Here is an 18,837-nt window from a genome sequence, read left to right on the forward strand (position 1 = left end):
TGCGCACTGCCCTCATGTAAATGAACCGCTTCGATAATAAACCTATTCCGGCGTTTCAGCAAATACTGGGACGGGCGTGATGACCGCGCTCTATGAGTTAGCTGTCGTCGGTATAGGCCGGGTTGGCTTGCCGCTGGCGTTGCTTTTTGCGTCGCGGGGGTTGCGAGTTCTTGGCATCGATAGGGATCTTGGCATCATCGAAGGGGCTAGGGCTGGTAAGATGCCGTTCATGGAGACGGGTTGTCAGGAATTGCTAGCGTCTGGCTTGGAATTTTTTACCACCGATTCAGTCGCTGATGCTGCTGATGCGGCAGCGGTTATCATCACCGTCGGGACGCCCTTTGTTGAGCACTTCGAGATGAATCTTGGTCATCTCAATGCGGTGCTGAAGGTTCTGATTCCTCGGCTGAGGGAAGGGCAGTTGGTGATTCTTCGCTCTACTGTCGTTGTGGGGACGACTGAGTTTGTCCAGCGCCGGATTGAGGTGGAGCGTGGCTGGCAGGTGGGGCGGGAGTTTTTTCTGGCCTATGCGCCGGAGCGGATTTTGGAGGGGCGGGCGCTTGAGGAGATGAGTCGGCTGCCGCAACCGATTGGGGCGATGGACGACGGGAGTTGGGAACGGGCTGATCGGCTGTTTAAGCAGCTGACGCACGAGACTTTTCGCGTGACCTTTCGCGGTGCTGAGTTGGTGAAGTTGTTTTGCAATACCAGCCGGTATGTCTATTTTGCCTTGGTGAATTATTTTTTCATGGTGGCGCGGCAGTTTGATGAGGATATTCATGAGCTGCTGGATGTGACGAATCGGGATTATCCGCGCCCGATCCTGTATTCCCCCGGGTTTTCCGCGGGGCCTTGCCTGCGCAAGGATTTCGCGATGATCTCGGAGCTGTTCCCGCAGACGGATTTGTTCACGGCGGCCTGGCGGATCAATGAGTCCATGCCGAAGGTGATTGTCGATGAGCTGCACGAGCGCGCGGATCTGCGGCGCAGTCGGGTGGCGGTCTTGGGTTTTACCTTTAAGGCGGACAGTGACGACATTCGCGATAGCTTGATTCCGAAGCTGCTGCGTTATTTGCTGCGCGAGGTGCCGCTTTCAGTGCGGGTGGCGGAGCCGAATTTGCCGCTGGGTCGGGGACTGGATGTCGGCGATGAGCAGTTTGAGAACCTGTCGGTGGAGGCGGCGCTGCGGGATGCCGATGTGGTGGTGATCGCGAACATGCACAGCGTTTTTCGCCGCGATTGGCCCGAATTGGTCGTGGGGTTGCGGCCGGGTGTGCTGATCGCGGATGTTTGGAACATGACCGGGCGGAAGCGAATGTTTTACCGCCATGAGCCAGATCGGGAGATTGAGGGTGCGGCGGGTTCGGAGCCTAACTGCGAGCCGAACGGACATCAGGACAGGGAGGACGCATGAGCAAGCGGGTGTTGGTGTTGGGGGGTGCTGGCTTTATTGGCTCTTATCTGGTACGGGAGTTGCTGGGGCATGGGTATACGCTCACCATCGTCGATAATTTTTCCAAGTATGGGTATTTGGAGCATGATTTTTTCAAGCATCCGGTTGTGAGGCTTGAAATCAAGGATGTGAGGGCTCTTTATCCGGTGGATTTCAAGGGCTATGACATCGTGCTCTGTCTGGCGGCTTTGATTGGCGGGATTCAGTATTTTCATCGCATTCCTTATCGCATCGCGCGGGACAATAACGAAATCCTGACCCACGCGATTGATTGCACCTTGGCGGCCTGTCCGGAGGCGTTGTTTGTTTATTTCTCCTCCTCCATGGTGTATGAGCGGGTGCAGGAGCCGGTGACCGAGGCGGGCGCGCGCAATCAGTTGGTGCCTTTTACCAATTACGGCATGCAGAAGCTGTATGGCGAGTATCTGGTGACTGGGGCGGCTCGGGAGTTGGGTCTGCGAGATTTGGTTATTCGGCCATTCAACGCGGTTGGCAGCGGTGAGTTGCCGATGCTTGATCGCCAAGGGCAGGTGGCTTTTGGCATGGCGCATGTGATTCCGGACTTTGTCTATAAGGCGCTGATCGGACAGGATCCGTTTGAAATCCTCGGCGATGGCGAGCAGGTGCGTACCTTTACCCATGCCCGGGACATTGCCGAGGCCACGGTGCTTGCGTTGGAAAAGGCCACGGCGGGAGAAAATTTTAATTTCTGCGGCGCGGAGCCGTTCAAGATACGCGACTTGGCGGTGCGCATTTGGCAGAAAGTCAACCCCGATAAGGCGATGCCGAGGTTCCGACATCTGGAAGCGCCGGCGGCGGATGTGCGCTTTCGGGTTGGCTATTCGCATAAAGCACGAGAGCAGCTTGGCTGGCAGCCGCGCTTTGGTGTCGAGGCCATTTTGGATGACTGCATTGAGTATGTTCGGCTGCATCGGGATCAGTTGCTCATCAAATGAAGGTTCTCTTCTGCAACCCGCCATGGCATCGGCAGCCGGAGAAGGGCGAGCCGGGCTTTCGTGGCATTCGCGCCGGCTCGCGCTGGCCGCATACCACGCCCTACCATGGCGGCGATCTGGTCGGGAACTATCTGCCTTTTCCGTTTTTTCTCGCCACGGCTTGCGCGCTGGCGGCGCGCGAAGGCTTTGACGCGCGGGCGCGTGATTCGGTCGCTCTGGGGGAGTCCTATGCAGCCTTTTTTGCTGCGGTGGAGGACATTGCGCCGGATGTGCTGGTGCTGGAAACCGCGACGCCGAGCATTGAGAATGACTTGACCATCGCCCGCCAATTGGCGCGACCCGGCCGGTACCTGGTGTTAACCGGCGTGCATGGCGAGTTGGAACAGCCGGGGTTTCTGCGCCGCGAACAAGCGATTGATTTCATTCTGATCGGCGAGTATGAACGCAGCTGTGTCAACCTGCTGCACGCAATCAGGGACGGCCAGCCTCAAGCCGCGCGCGGTCGTTTCAATCACATTGGTCATCTGCTCTATCGCGACTGCGGCGAGGATGGGCAGGAACGCATCGTCAAGACGCCGGATGTCGCGTTGCCGCCGCTGGATGAGTTGCCCTGGCCGGAGCGGGACAGGCTGCCGGCCGAGCATTATTTCGACCAGGCCGGTGGACTGGAGCGGCCGCAGTTGCAAATCCTGACCTCGCGCGGCTGTCCCTATGGCTGCATTTTCTGCGTGTGGCCGCAGATGGTCTACAAGGGGCACTCCTACCGCCGCCGTGATCCGAAAGACGTGGTCGATGAGATTGAGGCCAATCTGGCCAAGGTCGCGTATCGCAGCTTCTATGTCGATGACGACACCTTCAATATTGATCGCCGCCATGTGCTGGCCTTCGCGCGGGAGTTGCAGGCACGCGGCATCACCGATCTGCCCTGGGGCGCCATGTGCCGCGCCGACCACATGGATGAAGAGGTGCTGACGGAACTGAAGACGGCCGGGCTGCACACGGTCAAATATGGGGTGGAGTCGGCTGATCAGGCGGTGCTGGATGCCATCGACAAACGCATCCGCATTGAGCAGGTGATCGAGCAGGTCGAGCTGACCAAGGCGCTGGGTATTCGGGTGCATCTGACCTTCACCTTCGGCCACCCGAGCGACACCGCTGAGAGCATCGAAAAGACCATCGCGCTCGCGACGCGCCTGCCGGCGGACAGCGTGCAGTTCTCCATCGCCACGCCCTTTCCCGGCACCAAGATGTACGACCACTTTGTGGCGAAGGGTTGGCTCAAGCCGGGCGACTGGGAACGCTTTGATGGCGCCGGCAAAGCGGTGGCGCGCACCGATAGCCTGACGCAAGACCAGCTCGAAGCCTATGTGCGACGCGGCTACCGCGACCGGCTGGTCGCGCGGGCGCGCGAGCGGATTTTAGAGTCGGACGCATTCCGCGCCGCGCTGCGGGAGCGGATGACGCAGGCATTTCCCGCCGGATCAGCGGTTCTGGTGCTCCAAAGCGCCCCGGCGGAACTGACCCGCGCGCTGGCTCAGGTGGTGACCGAGACGGGCTACCGGGTGCATCTGCTCGCGCACCGGCGCTTTGCCGATGAACTAGATGGGGCCGCCAGCGCGCAGCTGCATCTGTTCGACAACACCGGCGATTTCCGGCTGGAGCCGCTGCGCGAGCTGGCGCAGGGGGTGCGCGACGCGCATCGCCCGGTGGGGGCGCTGATCCCGTTCAACAACGCTCTGGGCACCGGCTATGAGCATGTGATCGAAGTCGCCCGCGCTGCGGTGGGAGATTGGATCATCGGGGTCACCATGGACGGGACGATGCGACCCTTATGAGCGTCGACCGAGATCATGTCGTCACTGATGCCCGCACCTGAGGTGCGCGCGAACGGCCGCATCTTGATGGTCGGCGCGCTGTCGATCCGCTTTGTGCGGGATAACTGGGTGACACCGCTGCGACAGTCCTATGACACCGCCTTTGTGGATGTCGCGCCGCTGCGCAGCGCCTATTGCCGCGAGTTGACGGAACAATATCTCTACCGGCTGATTCAGCAAGGCGGCTTCGCGCGGCTGTTCTTTTATTCCGAGGCGGTGCAGGCCGAGTTTAGCGATACCTTTTTCGAGCGGGCACGCGGGGCCGGTCTGGAGGTGATCGTGTTTCACGCCGATGACGACCCCGAGGTCTGGTTTCGGCAAAACGCCGCCTACGATCATCGCTATGATCGCATCTACTCGCCCTCGCGTGCCGGGGTGGAGCGGCGTCATGCGCTAGCCCGCGCCGGGGACTGCCGAGTACAGGTCACGTATCTGCCATGGGGTTACAACCCGGCGCTGTTTCATCCTGGCTCAGGTGCCGCCGCTCCGGCGGGCAAGCGCTATGACGTGGTGTTTGCCGGCGCCAACATGAGCCAGCGCAATAACCCGGAGCACTATGTGCGCGAGGGCTGGGATCGCCAGCAGACGCTTGTTGAGCTTGATGCCATTTGTCAGCGGCACGGGATTGACTTTGCGCTCTTTGGCCATGGTTGGGATCACCACCCGACCCTGCACCGCCGGCATCGCGGATTTCCCGAGCAGGATGAATTGGTCAGCATTTATCATCGGGCGCGAATCGTGGTCAATACCGGTTTCAGTGCCGATGGGGAAGGGCGCCCGCAGACCAAGCTGCGGCATTTCGAGGTGGCTGGCTGTGGCACGTTTCAGCTGGTGAACGACAATCCGGAATTGCGCGCGCTCTTCGAGCCCGACCGGGAGATGGTCTTCTACCGCGATATGGCAGAGCTGGAGGCCAAGCTGCTGTATTACCTGGAGCACGATGAGGAACGCGAAGCCATCGCCGCTGCCGCCGAGCGGCGCGCGCGGCGGGAGCATACCCAGACGCAGCGAGTGGCGGCAATTTTCGGTCCGCCGCCGCAACCATTTGCCCAGCCAGAGCCATCCACAGAGCCAATACCGTCCGCACAGAAAAGACCATTCACACAGCCAATAACATCGGCCCAGCCAAGACTCTCTATCAAGTCAAGACCAGCCGCCCATCCGATCGTCGAGCAGCTCCCCGTGCCGGCCACCGAGACGGAACTGGAACGGCTGGAAGGCCAGATCGCGGCCGGTGATTTCGCCCACGCGACCGCCCTTTTGTTTCTCGATCCGGCACTCGAATTGCTCACCCGTGAGCTGACAGTGCTGAACCCCGGCTGGGATCAGGCCCCCGTCGATGCCTGGGGCGTGCGCACCTTCGTCCAACTCGCGCGTTTGCACGGCAATCGCCTGCATCGTCGCAAGCAGGACATCCGCGGCCTGGTGCTGCACGAACGGGTGGATAAGACCCGCTGCCAACCACGGCTGCTCGATCTCCTGCGCGCTAACCTGAGCTGTCTGGAGGATGCCGAATTTCTCTATCCGCTATGCAACCTGTTGGTCCGGCCCCATCAGGCCGCCGCCGCGCTGCGCGCCTATCGCAGCAGTGATTTGGATGCGCTGCGCGCGCTGGACCCGCTGCCAACTGGCCGCTTGGTGAACGATGTCATCCTGACCACCAGTGCTGACGCCTCTTTTCTGACCGAAGCCGCCTATCTTCAGCCCCTGCGCGCGTTGCTGGCCCTGCTCGCGCGCACCGGCGAGACCTTGCTGATTTATGGCGCCCAGGGCGAGATGGTGGATCAGATCACCCCATTGTTGGCCGAGGCAACGGCTGTCCGGCTGCTTGGCTTCGCCGACCGCCGCCTGGCCGGCAAGACCCTGCGCCACTGGCCCATTGTCGGCCCGGAGGCCATCGAGCACCAGCAACCCGGCATCATCCTGATTGCCGCCGAAACCTCGGGCCCGGCCATCTGTCGGGATCTTTCCGCGCACCAAGGCCGCGCAACGCTCGTTCCCCTGTATGACCTGGCCGCGCCGGTGTGGAGCGTGCTGCTGCCCTGAGCAGTCCCGTAACGCGATGGTCGAGCGCTTCCGCCCGGGTGGGAACGCTCGCGCCCTTCGTGGTGACATGGTCGCACCTGACTGCCCGCCGAACCAATGCTGACCGACCGGTACCATGGCTGAGAATCACCCTGCTCGATGCGCGCCTGACGCCAGAGCGCCTCCAGAGAAAGCGCCGAGTATTGAACAACCCATTGCTGGCAGCAGCCACGGCTCGCGCCAATGCAAGTTAAATCCCACCCCAAGCCGCCAACGGTGGAAGGGAATCGGCTAGACTAACGGCATGGACAGTGACGCGCCCACCCCGTCAGACAAAGACCCGCTGCGCCAGTGGCATCGGGCCTTCGGCATTGCGCTGATGGATGTCTTCGCCGAGGCCCCCTGGGTCGTTGAGCTGGAACTGGAAATGGCCCTAAAAAGCCAATTGCTTGATGTCGCTATCATCGAATCGGCAGGTCAAGAGACACCTCGCCAGGAACCGCCCGAATTGCCCGATGGCCTGGAGAACCTGCGCGCGCACAACCTGCTGACGTACAAATCCCATCACGAAGCGCTCACCGCCTGGGTGCTTGACGAACTGACCGGGCACTACGTTAATTACCGCAAGCAGCGGGTTGCAAACGATGGCAAGCGCCATCCGCCCGATGCCTTTGGCCTGTATGCGGTGGCCGCACGCTACCCCGAGCAGCTCACGCACGCGCATCCGTTGCAACCCACCAACTGGGACGGCGTCTATGACCTGCCCTGGGGCGGTCATGTGGTGCGGGTCATCGTGCTCAACCGCATTGAACCGCACCCGCGCAACGCCGCATGGGAACTCTTTGCCAGCGAACAAGATCGGATGCGCCAAGGGCTGGCGCACTACCGCGCACGCCACACGCATGCGGAAGACGAGGGCTACTGGGAGCTGCTCGAACACCTGTATCGACTCTACCGACGCGAGGAGCCTGACATGGCCTACACGATGAAACAATTTCTGCGCGAGACCCACGAGATGGTCATCGACGAGGCCATCCGCAGCGATCCCGAAGCGATTCTCAAGCGGTTTGACCCCGAGGACCGGCTCCGGGGGCTTGATCCCGAGGATCGGCTCCGGGGGCTTGAACCAGCCACCATCGAAGCCTGGCTGGCTAAACTGCGGCGTGATCATTGAGAATAATAAAATCAAAGGACCCAGATCCGAATGGCACTCATTTAAGCGCAAAAACCGAACCCGTCCCTGAGGTATCCTCACATAATCAGCCTCGCAGGGCGGCTAGGCGAGCAGCGTGTCATGGTCGTTCGCGACCCATTCATCCATCATTGTGGTGGGGCGTGGATTTGAGAACTAAGCAGCTGAATCGGTGGGCGATTTTGCTTCTGCTTGGCTCGCCAAAGATCATAAGCGGATTGCATGCGCAGCCACATCGCCGCATCAATTCCAAGCCAATCTTGAAGGCGTAGAGCCATGTCGGCACTGATGCTGGCATGGCCATTCAGAATTCTTGATAAAGCGGCGCGTGTTACTCCGAGTTGTTTCGCTCCCTCTGTGATGGTGACCGCTTCGGGCCAGCCATCCTTGAGTATTTCGCCGGGGTGGGCAGGGTTATGCATAGAATGCATGACTCGTCGTTCCTCAGTCAATGGTAGTCCAGATAATCAACGAGTTCTGGTTCTTCGCCAACAAATCGAAAGATTACGCGCCAATTGCCGTTGACGGATACAGACCAGAAGCCAGAAAACTCGCCTGACAAATGGTGCAAGCGCCAAGCAGGAAAACCCATGTCTTCTGGACAGGTTGCCGCGTCTAGGGCAGATAACTGAGCGCTCAGGCGTTTGGCGTGGTGCGGTTGAATGCCAGCCTTGCTGCCTGTTCGGTAGAAGGTTTCAAGCCCTTTGTGGCGAAAACTTCGGATCATGGCGTCATGGTATAGCGTGACTATACGGTATGCAACTTGGGGTGAGACATTTGCGCTGTCGCGAATTTTGGACAATTAAGGACGGGGACCGAGCATGATCGCAGCCTGGCCGGATTTCACTAGCAGGCCATGGCGATCATCACCGCAATGGGGTTGGGATCACCACCCGACTCTGCACCGTCGGCATCGCGGCTTTCCCGAGCAGGATGAATTGGTAAGCATTTATCACCAGGCGCGAATCGTGGTCAACACCTCATTCAGCGCCGATGGGGAAGGGCGCCCGCAGACCAAGCTCCGACATTTCGAGGTGGCCGGCTGCGGTGCGTTTCAGCTGGTGAACGACAATCCGGAATTGCGCGAGCTGTTCGAGCCCGACCGGGAAATGGTCTTCTACCGCGATATGGCGGAACTGGAGGCCAAACTGCGGTATTACCTGGAGCACGATGAGGAGCGGGAAGCCATCGCCGCCGCCGAGCGGCTGACCGACCGGCACCATGGCTAAGAATCACTCTGCTCGATGCGCGCCTGATGCTAGAGCGCCTCCAGAGAAAGCGCCGAGTATTGAACAACCCATTGCTGGCAGCAGCCACGGCTCGCGCCAATGCTAGTTAAATCCCACCCCAAGCCGCCAACGGCGGAAGGGAATCGGCTAGACTAACGGCATGGACAGTGACATGCCTACCCCGTCAGACAAAGACCCGCTGCGCCAGTGGCATCGGGCCTTCGGCATTGCGCTGATGGATGTCTTCGCCGAGGCCCCCTGGGTCGTTGAGCTGGAACTGGAAATGGCCCTAAAAAGCCAATTGCTTGATGTTGCGATCATCGAATCGGCGAGCCAGGAGACGCCCCGCCAGGAACCGCCCGAATTGCCCGATGGCCTGGAGAACCTGCGCGCGCACAACCTGCTGACGTATAAATCCCATCACGAAGCGCTCACCGCCTGGGTGCTTGACGAACTGACCGGGCACTATGTCAACTACCGCAAGCAGCGGCTTGATGACGAGGGCAAGCGTTACCCGACCGATGCCTTTGGCCTGTATGCGGTGGCCGCACGCTACCCCGAGCAGCTCACGCACGCGCATCCGTTGCAACCCACCAACTGGGGCGGCGTCTATGACCTGCCCTGGGGCGGTCATGTGGTGCGGGTCATCGTGCTCAACCGCATTGAACCGCACCCGCGCAACGCCGCATGGGAACTCTTTGCCAGCGAACAAGATCGGATGCGCCAAGGGCTGGCGCACTACCGCGCACGCCACACGCATGCGGAAGACGAGGGCTACTGGGAGCTGCTCGAACACCTGTATCGACTCTACCGACGCGAGGAGCCTGACATGGCCTACACGATGAAACAATTTCTGCGCGAGACCCACGAGATGGTCATCGACGAGGCCATCCGCAGCGATCCCGAAGCGATTCTCAAGCGGTTTGACCCCGAGGATCGGCTCCGGGGGCTTGATCCCGAGGACCGGCTCCGGGGGCTTGATCCCGAGGATCGGCTCCGGGGGCTTGATCCCGAGGACCGGCTCCGGGGGCTTGATCCCGAGGACCGGCTCCGGGGACTTGAACCAGCCACCATCGAAGCCTGGCTGGCTAAACTGCGGCGTGATCATTGAGAATAATAAAATCAAAGGACCCAGATCCGAATGGCACTCAATTTAAGCGCAAAAACCGAACCCGTCCCCGTTTTCTGCCGTCGCGTTGGTCTGCCGCTGGCGGCGGAGTGCGGCTTGCTGGTGGGGTGTTGATGGTTCGTTGCGAGGGGAGATTTATGGCCAGTGGAAGGTCGCTACGATAGTGCTGTTGATACGTTGTTTAAGTTTCTGAATATGCTGGGGCAGCCATGAGCGAAGCAACCTTTAGGTTCCGAGTCGATGACGTCCTTAAAGATCAATTCACGCGGGCAGCTAAATCTTGTGATCAGAACGGGGCACAGCTTCTTCGGGAATTCATGCGCGAGTTTGTGCGACAGCATCAAGAGACGTCCGAACATGAGGATTGGTTTCTCCGCCAGGTAAAAATCGGATTGGATTCAGCGAACGCCGGCAAATTGGTGCCTGCAGCTGAGGTGGAGGCGAAGTTTGCAGCTCGACGCGCTGCAACGCGCCGTCAACTTGATGCATCTGAATGATGGAGTTGTTTTGGACGCCGCAGGCGATCAGAGACCGCGATGATATTTATGACTACATTGAGGCCGATAGCCCAGCCGCTGCTTTAGCCCTTGACGAGTTGTTCTCCAAGAAGCATGAGTACTCCCAGTCTTATGCATAAGGGCGGGGTAAGCACGGCTGGTGACGCAAGTGGCTTAGCAGTCGCCGTGCATGATCCAACCGCCTGGCTTGAAAATGGCGACCACCTCACCCGCGAGGAATTTGAGCGCCGCTATCAAGCGATGCCCAGACAAAAAAAGGCTGAATTGGTCGAAGGGATTGTGTATACGGCATCGCCCTTACGCTACCGCCACCATGCACGCCCACATAGCCAGATCATGACCTGGCTCGGCTACTACGCCGCCGCCCTGCCTGCGGTGGAAGTTGCCGATAATGCCACTCTGCGGCTTGATGCCACTAACGAAGTGCAGCCAGATGCCCTGATGCGCATTGACGAACGCGCGGGTGGTCAATCACGGATGACCGAGGACGATTATCTTGCCGGCCCGCCGGAGCTGATCGTCGAGGTCGCCAGCAGCAGCGCCTCTTATGATCGGCACCAAAAAATGCGCGTCTACTGCCGCAACGGCGTTGCAGAGTATGTGCTATGGCAGGTCGAGGACCAGCGCCTTGACTGGTTTTTTCTGACAGATGGCCGATACCTATCCTTGGATGCTGACCAAAACGGCACCCTCAAAAGCCAAGTGTTTCCAGGTCTGTGGCTAAACGTTTCCTCACTTCTTGAGATGGAAATGCAAGATGTGCTAGCAACCGCGGCGACCGGCCTAAAAACCCCGGAACACAATGCCTTTAAGGACCAACTCGCGGCTAGGCTCTAGGCACCCGCCTGGGAGCGCCCCCGCCGAGCTGGACGCCTGGTTCGACGCCCACCAGCTGCCGACGAAAGCCGATTGAGCGATGATCTGATTCGCATGGGGCCAACAGAAATAAACTCTATGCGCTTGAATGCCGAACAACGCCAGACGATTCACCGCTTGACCCGCGAGCAGCTTGGGGAGCGCGTGCGGGTGCAGCTCTTTGGATCACGCCTGAACGATGCCGCTTATGGCGGTGATGTGGATTTGCTCTTGCGTGCAGAAACGCCCGTTTCACTCGCTCAAAAGGCTGATCTGGGTTGGCAACTGGAGCTGGAACTAGGGCTGCCAGTGGATATTTTGGTGATTGATCAACAAGGGCCGCGCACCGCCTTCGAGCAGTTGGCGCTAGCGCGTGCGCGTGACATCCCGCCAGTTCAGGAGGATGTTAGATGAACGCCGAGTCCGCGGAACACTTGTATCTGGCCGAACAACTCACCGCACTTGAGCGCTGCGCCTACTTTGCGCTGCTGGTCGATGGTAAAGTCACTTGGCCTCTGACGGTAGCAGCCTTGCGCGAACATCGCCTGGATGGCGACTGGTTCGAGCCATTAGCCGCGTTGAATGAACTCTTTGCCAAACTGCAGGATGTGTTGGGTTCAGTCATGCGTCATACGGCGTTCATGCTGGCGGAACCCGCGCCGACATTTTTAAGTGTCCTGGTTTTTTTTGAGAAACACCGCGTGATTACCTCGGTGGCACAATGGCACAGAGTGCGAAAAATGCGTAACCAAGCGGCCCACGACTATGATCTTCAGCCGGCTGTCACGGCCGCGCACTTCAACCAAATTCATGCGGAATTGCCGGAACTGGTACAGATTGCTGCGCGGTTAGTGTCTTTCTGCCAGCAATGGCTGGATTGCCGCCCGCTGGATGCTGAACTCCATGAGGTGTTGGAGCGCGCCTTAAGAGCATGATCAAGCAAGTAAAGAACGGGACGACGCGCGAGCGGTGGCTGCGACCGCATTGGACATCTGCTCTATCGCGATCGTGGCGGCGGTGGACCCGAGCGCATCGTCAAAGCACCGGCTGCCGCGCTAGCGCCGCTGGATGATCTCCCCTGGCCGGAGCGGGACATGCTGCCGGCGGAGCATTATTTCGACCAGGCCGGTGGGCTCGGGCGGCCACAGCTGCAAATCATGACCTCGCGCGGCTGCCCTTACGGCTGCATTTTTTGTGTGTGGCCGTAGATGGTTTACAGGGGCCATTCCTACCGCCGTCGCGATCCGAAAGGCGTGGTCGATGGGGGCGAGGCCAATCTCGCCAAGGTTGCCTATCGCAGCTTCTATGTTGATGACGATACCTTCAATATCGATCGCCGCCATGTGCTTGCCTTCGCGCGGGAATTGCAAGCGCGCGGCATCACCGATCTGCCCTGGGGCGCCATGTGTCGAGCTGATCGCATGGATGAAGAGGTGCTGACGGAGCTGAAGGCCGCTGGGCTGCACACGGTTAAATATGGGGTGGAGTCGGCGGATCAGGCGGTTCTGGATGCCATCGACAAACGCATCCGCATCGAGGAGGTGATCGAGCAGGTCGAACCGACCAAGGCGCTGGGGATTCGAGTGTATCTAACCTTCACCTTCGGCCACCCGAACGACACGGCCGCGAGCATCGAAAAGACCATCGCGCTCGCGACGCGCCTGCCGGCGGATAGCGTGCAGTTCTCCATCGCCACGCCCTTTCCCGGCACCAAGATGTATGACCATTTTGTGGCGAAGGGTTGGCTGCAAGCGGGAGACTGGGAGCGCCTTGATGGCGCCGGCAGGGCGGTGGCGCGCACCGATACCCTGACGCAAGACCAGCTCGAAGCCTATGTGCGGCGCGGCTACCGCGACCGGCTGGTGGCGCGGGCGCGCGAGCGGATTCTGGACTCGGCCGCTTTCCGCGCCGCGCTGCGGGAGCGGATGACGCTGGCTTTTCCTGACGGATCACCGGTTTTGGTAGCGCAAAGCGCCCACCATGGACGGGACGATGCGACCCTTATGAGCGCCGGCCGAGATCATGCCGTCCCTGATGCCCGGCTCTGAGGCGCCCGCGAACGGCCGAATCTTAATGGTCGGCGAGCTGTCGATCCGCTTTGTGCGGGACAAATGGGTGGCGCCGCTGCGACAGTCCTATGACGCGGCTTTTGTGGATGTCGCGCCGCTGCGCAGCGCCTATTCCCGCGAGTTGACGGAGCAATATCTCTACCGGCTGATTCAGCAAGGCGGCTTCGCGCGGCTGTTCTTCTATTCCGAGGCGGTGCAGGCCGAGTTTAGCGACACCTTTTTCGAGCGGGCGCGCGGTGCCGGTCTGGAGGTGATCGCTTTTCACGCCGATGACGACCCCGAGGTCTGGTTTCAGCAGAACGCAGCCTACGATCATCGCTATGACCGCATCTACTCGCCCTCGCGCGCCGGGGTGGAGCGGCGTCTGGCGCTATCTCGCGCGGGAGGCTGCCGGGCACAGGTCGCGTATCTGCCCTGGGGTTACAACCCGGCGCTGTTTCATCCAGGCTCAGGTGCCGCCGCGCGGGCGGGAAAGCGCTATGACGTGGTGTTTGCCGGCGCCAACATGAGCCAGCGCAATAACCCGGAGCACTATGTGCGCGAGGGCTGGGACCGCCAGCAGACGCTGGTCGGGCTTGATGCCATTTGTCAGCGGCAAGGGATTGACTTTGCGCTCTTTGGCCATGGTTGGGATCACCACCCGACCCTGCACCGCCGGCATCGCGGATTTCCCGAACAGGATGAATTGGTAAGCATTTATCACCAGGCGCGAATCGTGGTCAGCACCGGTTTAAGCGCCGATGGGGAAGGGCGCCCGCAGACCAAGCTGCGGCATTTCGAGGTCGCCGGCTGCGGCACGTTCCAGCTCGTGAACGACAATCCGGAACTGCGCGCGCCCCCGCTGTGCAACCTGTTGGACCGTCCCCATCAGGCCGCCGCAGTGCTGCGCGCCTATCACAGCGGTGATTTGGACGCGCTGCACGCGCTGGACCCGCTGCCAACGGGCCGCTTGGTGAACGATGTCATCCTGACCACCAGTGCTGACGCCTCTTTTCTGACCGAAGCAGCCTATCTTCAGCCCCTGCGCGCGTTGCTGGCCCTGCTCGCGCGCACCGGCGAGACCTTGCTGATCTATGGCGCCCAGGGCGAGATGGTGGATCAGATCAACCCAGTGTTGGCCGAGGCAACAGCTGTCCGGCTGCTTGGTTTTGCCGACCGTCGCTTGGCTGGCAAGACCCTGCGCCACTGGCCCATCGTCGGCCCGGAGGCCATCGAGCACCTGCAACCCGGCATCATCCAAATTGTCGCCGAAACCTCGGGGCCGGCCATCTATCGGGATCTTTCCGCGCACCAAGGCCGCGCAACGCTCGTTCCCCTGTATGACCTAGCCGCGCCGGTGTGGAGCGTGCTGCTGGCCTGAGCAGACGCGCGATCTGATGGGTGGATTCCACATTGCGGTCTGCCGCGCCTTAGTGCAATCGCGCTCATAGAGTAGCCGCGTTAGACGCCATTTTGCGGCGTAACGCCCGGCCTGGTCTCCCCGCGTTTGCTGGGTGAGCAGGTGCGCCACGGTGACGAGCGCGAAGGGGTTGGTCTCCTCGAGCAGCGCCTCGAGCTGGTCACGATAGTCCATGATCTTGGCGACTCTGAAATTGCCGCAAAAATATCTTGCCGCTCGCGCCCGGCTGGCTAGTCGATTAGACTTCCTGAATCCGACGAGTCCATGCAACCATGGGAACCCGGTCATGCCTTATCCGCACCTCGCCGAGTGAGGTTTTCTCCCTAGCTGTCCTCAGTATCAGGAGGATATTCATGTCGCATCTTGTTCTGTCTCGTGTGGCCGCGAGTATCTCCGAACTCAAGCGCAACCCCATGGAAATTCTCGCGGCTGGTGAAGGTGAGCCGGTTGCCATCCTCAATCGGAACGAACCGGCTTTTTATTGCGTGCCAGCCGATGTTTTCGAGGCGCTGTTGGAAAAGCTTGAGGACCTGGAGCTTAACGCCACCGCTGATGCGCGAGCCAGCCAAAAAGAAATTGTGATCAGTCTGGATGAGCTTTGAGCTTCGCTTCAAGGAAGACGCGCTCAATGAGTGGCGACGCCTGGATGGTTCCATTCGTGGGCAGTTCAAGAAAAAGCTCGCCGAGCGTCTTGGGAATCCTTGTGTGCTATCGGCCAAGCTTTCTGGGCACCCAAGTCGCTACAAGATCAAACTGCGCAACGCTGGGTTCCGCCTGGTCTATGAGGGTTCGGAAATCTGAGCTTGTGGTTGTTGTCATTGCGATCGGTAAGCGTGCACGAAACGCGGTCTATAAGGCGGCGGACAAACGATAAGCGTCAAGCCCCGCATAATGCCACATCGCGCACCCGGCTTGGGCAGGCGTGACCTGCGTGGCCATCCTGCGGAATAACGGCAAGGTGTTGAAAAGCCGCCGCAAACAGTTTCATCTAACGTTGCCGAGTCCGGTGTTTGACGCGATCGAAGAGGCTGTTCGGAGCCTCTATCTGCATGATGAACTGCGCTGGCCTCAGGGCATGGTCACGGCGGCGTTTCCAGGATTTCTCAAGGCCGAATGGCGCGGGCCAGATCGGCCTGACCATGCTGACAGCCGCGCGCGAGCAAGGCCTGGCAATCATCGCCGTGGTGGACAGTAATCCGAAACTCCACGGGCTGCTATTACTCGACTACAGAATCATCAGCCTGGAAGAGACCATGCGCCTGGATTGCGATGGCTATCTGGTCGCCTCGGTTGCCTTTGCGCGGGCGATAGAAGAGACGATCAGGCGATGCTACGAAAATCTGCATCTCCGAGTTCCGACCGTTCTGGCGTTGGGCGGATGATGCGTTCTGCCGAGCGCGCTGGCGAACGAATAGGGCTGTCTGGATTCTCGGTTTGCTGCCCCGCGTTCAATGTCGCTTCGTTGCCGATCGGCCTCCGGTGCCTAACCCATGGCTGGTAAGATAGGATTCGCACTGCACCATTTTCATGATTATCCAAGGAGACCACAACCATGGCCCTTGCCCAAGAAGACCTCAACCTCATCAAGCAGCAAATTGGCGACTACGTCAAAGACAATCTCAGCGACTGGCTGGTTGAGCAAAGCCTTGGCAAGCCCCCGGTTGTCTATGAGATCGAATTGCGTGAGCGCATGGTGCGCGTTGAAGAAGAGCTCAAAAACCAGCGCGAGTTGATGCGTGAAGGTTTCAACCAGATGGAGAAGCGCTTCGAGCAAGTTGAAAAACGCTTTGAGCAAGTTGACAAGCGCTTCGAGCAGATCGACAAGCGGTTAGAACAAATCGACCGGCGCTTTGAGCAAGTTGACAAGCGCTTCGAGCAAGTCGATAAGCGCTTTGAGAGTGTGCAGCAAGATATCCGCGGCCTACAGCAACGCATGGACAGTTTCATGCGATGGTCGTTCGGCATTACGATGGGGACCGGCGGCCTGGTCGTCGGCATCCTAAGGCTTTGGCCTTAATCGCTGCCCACCAAATCGGCAACCAGAACACAATTGCGCGCAATTAGGCAAGTCGCCTGCATTTTTCGGTTGACTGCGTCCAGAATCGAGTGCTTGAAAGATGTCGTGTTCCCGCCCGGCGACCTAATCGTCGGCAGCCGGTATTCCAGGCGTCCGGACATCGAGAATGCGCTCAGACCGCTCGAGAAATTTGCCTGGGTCGACTTTAGGCGATGCGCGCGCGGGGTGGCTTGGTCCTGGGGAAACAGAACTTTAACCTTGTGATCAATGGCAGCGGCGATATACTTGAGACTTTACATGCATTGATCGCTGCTTAGGCTAGAGCGACAGACACACGAAAAGGCTTCTTTCCCCATGACCAGTTCCACACCACCACCACCGCAGGCATTGCCCCGTGGTGTCATGTTCAACGCCTATCCCGACAGCATCGGCGAGACCCTGTCTGACCAGGTCGCCCTGCTACAGCGACCCGAGTTCAAGGACGCTTTCTCGCTGCTCTATCTGCTACCGACCTTCTTTAACAGCGATCTTGATCGCGGCTTTTCCGTGATCGACTATGACATCAACCGGGTGTTGGTTCAGCCCGAGGATATCGAGGCGCTCAAGGCGCTGAATATCGAGTTCAAATTCGACCTGGTGCTGAATCATCTGTCGGTTAATTCGCCGCAGTTTCAGGACATGCTCGCCCGTGGCGATGCCTCGGAGTATCGGGAATTTTTTGTCGACTGGAATCAGTTCTGGGAAGACCACGGTCAGATGGGCCCGGATGGCTATATGATCCCGGATGACTGGTGCCTTCAGAAACTCTTCATGCGCAAACCCGGGCTGCCGATTTTAATGGTGCGCTTTCCGGATGGCTCGCTACGGCCTTACTGGAATACTTTTTATCAGAAGATTCTGTATCGTGAGCTGGAACTGGCTGATCTCGAGTCCATCCCCGGCCTGGACGCAGATGCCCGGCAACAGGTATTGACTATGATCAATCATGCGATTCGCGCCGAGTCGCACATTGATCATATCAACTTTGGCGCCTTTGGTGACTATCGCCAACAAATTATCGACCTTGTGGAGAGCAAGCGCGAGTACCTCGGCCAGATGGATCTGAATGCACGCTCTGAGAAGGTATGGGATTTTTATGCCGAGACTTTCGCCAAACTCAAGGCCTATGGCGCGCGCATTATTCGCCTCGACGCCTTTGCCTATCTGCACAAAGCTCCGGGCGAAGCGAACTTCTTCAACACTCCCGGCACCTGGGACTATCTCGAACGCCTCAAGCACTTGGCGCTGGATTATGGGCTGATTGTTTTCCCCGAAATTCACACCGAATACGGGCGCGGCCTGCACGCGGATGTGGCCGGCAAGGGTTTCCCGATCTACGACTTTTTCTTTCCCGGACTGGTTATAGACGCGCTTGATCGTGGCGACAACCGCGCCCTGATCAACTGGATTAAAGAGGCCAACAGCAAAGGGTTCCAGACCATCAACATGCTCGGCTGCCATGATGGCATCCCGATGCTGGACCTGCGCGGGGTCGAGGTTGATGGCGGCTTGCGTCCAGGACTGCTCGACGACGCGCACATCGAGGCCGCCATGGAGCGGTTAATCGAACGCGGTGGCCGGGTGAAGAATCTCTATGGGGCCGATGGCAAGAAGATTGCCTACTATCAGCTCAATGCCACCTTCTTTAGTGCACTCGGCGAGGATGAGCGCAAACTGCGCCTGGCCCGAGCCATTCAAATGTTCATCCCCGGCATTCCGCAGGTTTGGTATTTGGATCTGTTCGCCGGGCGCAATAACTACGCGGCGGCCGATCAGGGTGGCCCGGCCGGACACAAGGAGATCAACCGCACCAATTTGACCACGGCCGATATTGAAGAAGGGCTAAACCAACCCGTGGTGCTCGACCAGCTTGATTTAATCCGCATGCGCAACTGCGCTCCGGCCTTTCGGGGCCAGTTGAGCATTGAGAAAACCGAGGCCAACCAGCTCTCCCTGCACTGGCAAAAAGACGAGTTCACTGCAGACTTGGAAGCCAACTTAAGCGACCTAACCTTTCATGTGCGCTATACCGATGCAGACGGGCGAGAAGAGTCCAAATCCTATCTGTAACCTTTAGCTAGC

22 protein-coding genes are annotated in these 18,837 nt (G+C 59.4%); 19 read left to right on the forward strand and 3 right to left on the reverse strand.

Annotation, left to right across the window (positions count from 1 at the left end):
• Positions 1-79 precede the first annotated feature (79 nt).
• The 5 genes from Thiofri_RS23605 to Thiofri_RS23625 all read left to right on the forward strand — a co-directional run bounded on the left by Thiofri_RS23605 (position 80) and on the right by Thiofri_RS23625 (position 7,482).
• Positions 80-1,414: a nucleotide sugar dehydrogenase gene (locus Thiofri_RS23605; RefSeq protein ID WP_009149059.1), complete on the forward strand. Its 1,335-nt coding sequence runs from the start codon at positions 80-82 to the stop codon at positions 1,412-1,414.
• A complete protein-coding gene (locus tag Thiofri_RS23610) occupies positions 1,411-2,409 on the forward strand; it encodes an NAD-dependent epimerase/dehydratase family protein (RefSeq protein WP_009149061.1) in 999 nt (332 codons plus the stop codon). Before Thiofri_RS23605 ends, Thiofri_RS23610 begins: the two co-directional genes overlap by 4 nt.
• Complete coding sequence (locus Thiofri_RS23615) at positions 2,406-4,244, forward strand: B12-binding domain-containing radical SAM protein (protein ID WP_009149062.1); 1,839 nt, start codon at positions 2,406-2,408, stop codon at positions 4,242-4,244. The genes Thiofri_RS23610 and Thiofri_RS23615 overlap by 4 nt, the downstream gene beginning before the upstream one ends.
• Before the next feature lie 15 nt (positions 4,245-4,259).
• A complete protein-coding gene (locus Thiofri_RS23620) occupies positions 4,260-6,329 on the forward strand; it encodes a glycosyltransferase family protein (protein WP_009149064.1) in 2,070 nt (689 codons plus the stop codon).
• Between the two features lie 283 nt (positions 6,330-6,612).
• Positions 6,613-7,482, forward strand: coding sequence for a hypothetical protein (locus tag Thiofri_RS23625; RefSeq protein WP_009149065.1), 870 nt, complete (start codon positions 6,613-6,615; stop codon positions 7,480-7,482).
• Positions 7,483-7,628: 146 nt separating this feature from the next.
• On the opposite strand, the gene Thiofri_RS23630 is transcribed toward Thiofri_RS23625, so the two are convergent.
• Both Thiofri_RS23630 and Thiofri_RS23635 read right to left on the reverse strand, forming a co-directional pair.
• Positions 7,629-7,931 (reverse strand): HigA family addiction module antitoxin, encoded by a 303-nt coding sequence (locus Thiofri_RS23630; protein WP_009149068.1) that lies wholly within the window; start codon positions 7,929-7,931, stop codon positions 7,629-7,631.
• 17 nt (positions 7,932-7,948) lie between these two features.
• Positions 7,949-8,227, reverse strand: a complete 279-nt coding sequence (locus tag Thiofri_RS23635; RefSeq protein ID WP_009149069.1) for a type II toxin-antitoxin system RelE/ParE family toxin — start codon at positions 8,225-8,227, stop codon at positions 7,949-7,951.
• Positions 8,228-8,321: 94 nt separating this feature from the next.
• Here Thiofri_RS23635 and Thiofri_RS23640 point away from each other — a divergent pair, with 94 nt between their 5' ends.
• The 9 genes from Thiofri_RS23640 (at position 8,322) to Thiofri_RS23680 (ending at position 14,660) form a co-directional block, all read left to right on the forward strand.
• The gene (locus tag Thiofri_RS23640) at positions 8,322-8,729 is read left to right on the forward strand and encodes a glycosyltransferase family protein (RefSeq protein WP_040855882.1); all 408 of its coding nucleotides are present in this window, start codon (positions 8,322-8,324) and stop codon (positions 8,727-8,729) included.
• Between the two features lie 160 nt (positions 8,730-8,889).
• A complete protein-coding gene (locus tag Thiofri_RS23645; RefSeq protein ID WP_323705746.1) occupies positions 8,890-9,840 on the forward strand; it encodes a hypothetical protein in 951 nt (316 codons plus the stop codon).
• Between the two features lie 227 nt (positions 9,841-10,067).
• Positions 10,068-10,355, forward strand: coding sequence for a hypothetical protein (locus Thiofri_RS23650; RefSeq protein ID WP_009149077.1), 288 nt, complete (start codon positions 10,068-10,070; stop codon positions 10,353-10,355).
• Entirely contained in the window at positions 10,355-10,495 is a 141-nt protein-coding gene (locus tag Thiofri_RS23655) for a type II toxin-antitoxin system RelE/ParE family toxin (protein WP_083848508.1), read from the forward strand. Before Thiofri_RS23650 ends, Thiofri_RS23655 begins: the two co-directional genes overlap by 1 nt.
• 46 nt (positions 10,496-10,541) lie before the next feature.
• Entirely contained in the window at positions 10,542-11,213 is a 672-nt protein-coding gene (locus tag Thiofri_RS23660; protein WP_040856895.1) for a Uma2 family endonuclease, read from the forward strand.
• 117 nt (positions 11,214-11,330) lie between these two features.
• Positions 11,331-11,645 carry a nucleotidyltransferase family protein gene (locus tag Thiofri_RS23665; RefSeq protein WP_009149083.1) on the forward strand — a complete coding sequence of 105 codons (315 nt, stop codon included), beginning with the start codon at positions 11,331-11,333 and terminating at the stop codon, positions 11,643-11,645.
• A 20-nt stretch (positions 11,646-11,665) separates the two neighbouring features.
• The gene (locus tag Thiofri_RS23670) at positions 11,666-12,166 is read left to right on the forward strand and encodes a hypothetical protein (RefSeq protein ID WP_143741894.1); all 501 of its coding nucleotides are present in this window, start codon (positions 11,666-11,668) and stop codon (positions 12,164-12,166) included.
• Positions 12,167-12,439: 273 nt separating this feature from the next.
• Entirely contained in the window at positions 12,440-13,279 is an 840-nt protein-coding gene (locus tag Thiofri_RS23675; RefSeq protein ID WP_323705747.1) for a B12-binding domain-containing radical SAM protein, read from the forward strand.
• On the forward strand, positions 13,254-14,660 hold the full coding sequence (locus Thiofri_RS23680) for a glycosyltransferase family protein (protein WP_009149087.1): 1,407 nt from the start codon (positions 13,254-13,256) through the stop codon (positions 14,658-14,660). Before Thiofri_RS23675 ends, Thiofri_RS23680 begins: the two co-directional genes overlap by 26 nt.
• Here Thiofri_RS23680 and Thiofri_RS23685 read toward each other — a convergent pair.
• Positions 14,625-14,873: a hypothetical protein gene (locus Thiofri_RS23685; protein WP_040855894.1), complete on the reverse strand. Its 249-nt coding sequence runs from the start codon at positions 14,871-14,873 to the stop codon at positions 14,625-14,627. The two genes, Thiofri_RS23680 and Thiofri_RS23685, sit on opposite strands and share 36 nt — an antisense overlap.
• A 179-nt stretch (positions 14,874-15,052) precedes the next feature.
• Here Thiofri_RS23685 and Thiofri_RS23690 point away from each other — a divergent pair, with 179 nt between their 5' ends.
• The 5 genes from Thiofri_RS23690 (at position 15,053) to Thiofri_RS23710 (ending at position 18,825) form a co-directional block, all read left to right on the forward strand.
• Positions 15,053-15,301 (forward strand): type II toxin-antitoxin system Phd/YefM family antitoxin, encoded by a 249-nt coding sequence (locus Thiofri_RS23690; RefSeq protein ID WP_009149090.1) that lies wholly within the window; start codon positions 15,053-15,055, stop codon positions 15,299-15,301.
• A complete protein-coding gene (locus Thiofri_RS23695) occupies positions 15,291-15,500 on the forward strand; it encodes a type II toxin-antitoxin system RelE family toxin (protein WP_009149092.1) in 210 nt (69 codons plus the stop codon). Before Thiofri_RS23690 ends, Thiofri_RS23695 begins: the two co-directional genes overlap by 11 nt.
• Before the next feature lie 248 nt (positions 15,501-15,748).
• Entirely contained in the window at positions 15,749-16,081 is a 333-nt protein-coding gene (locus tag Thiofri_RS23700; protein WP_009149101.1) for an MDR/zinc-dependent alcohol dehydrogenase-like family protein, read from the forward strand.
• Between the two features lie 170 nt (positions 16,082-16,251).
• Entirely contained in the window at positions 16,252-16,716 is a 465-nt protein-coding gene (locus Thiofri_RS23705; RefSeq protein ID WP_009149103.1) for a hypothetical protein, read from the forward strand.
• A gap of 354 nt (positions 16,717-17,070) precedes the next feature.
• Positions 17,071-18,825 carry an alpha-amylase family protein gene (locus Thiofri_RS23710; RefSeq protein WP_009149107.1) on the forward strand — a complete coding sequence of 585 codons (1,755 nt, stop codon included), beginning with the start codon at positions 17,071-17,073 and terminating at the stop codon, positions 18,823-18,825.
• Positions 18,826-18,837 lie beyond the last annotated feature (12 nt).

Origin of the sequence: Thiorhodovibrio frisius (assembly GCF_033954835.1) — a bacterium.
Classification (GTDB): Bacteria; Pseudomonadota; Gammaproteobacteria; order Chromatiales; family Chromatiaceae; genus Thiorhodovibrio; species Thiorhodovibrio frisius.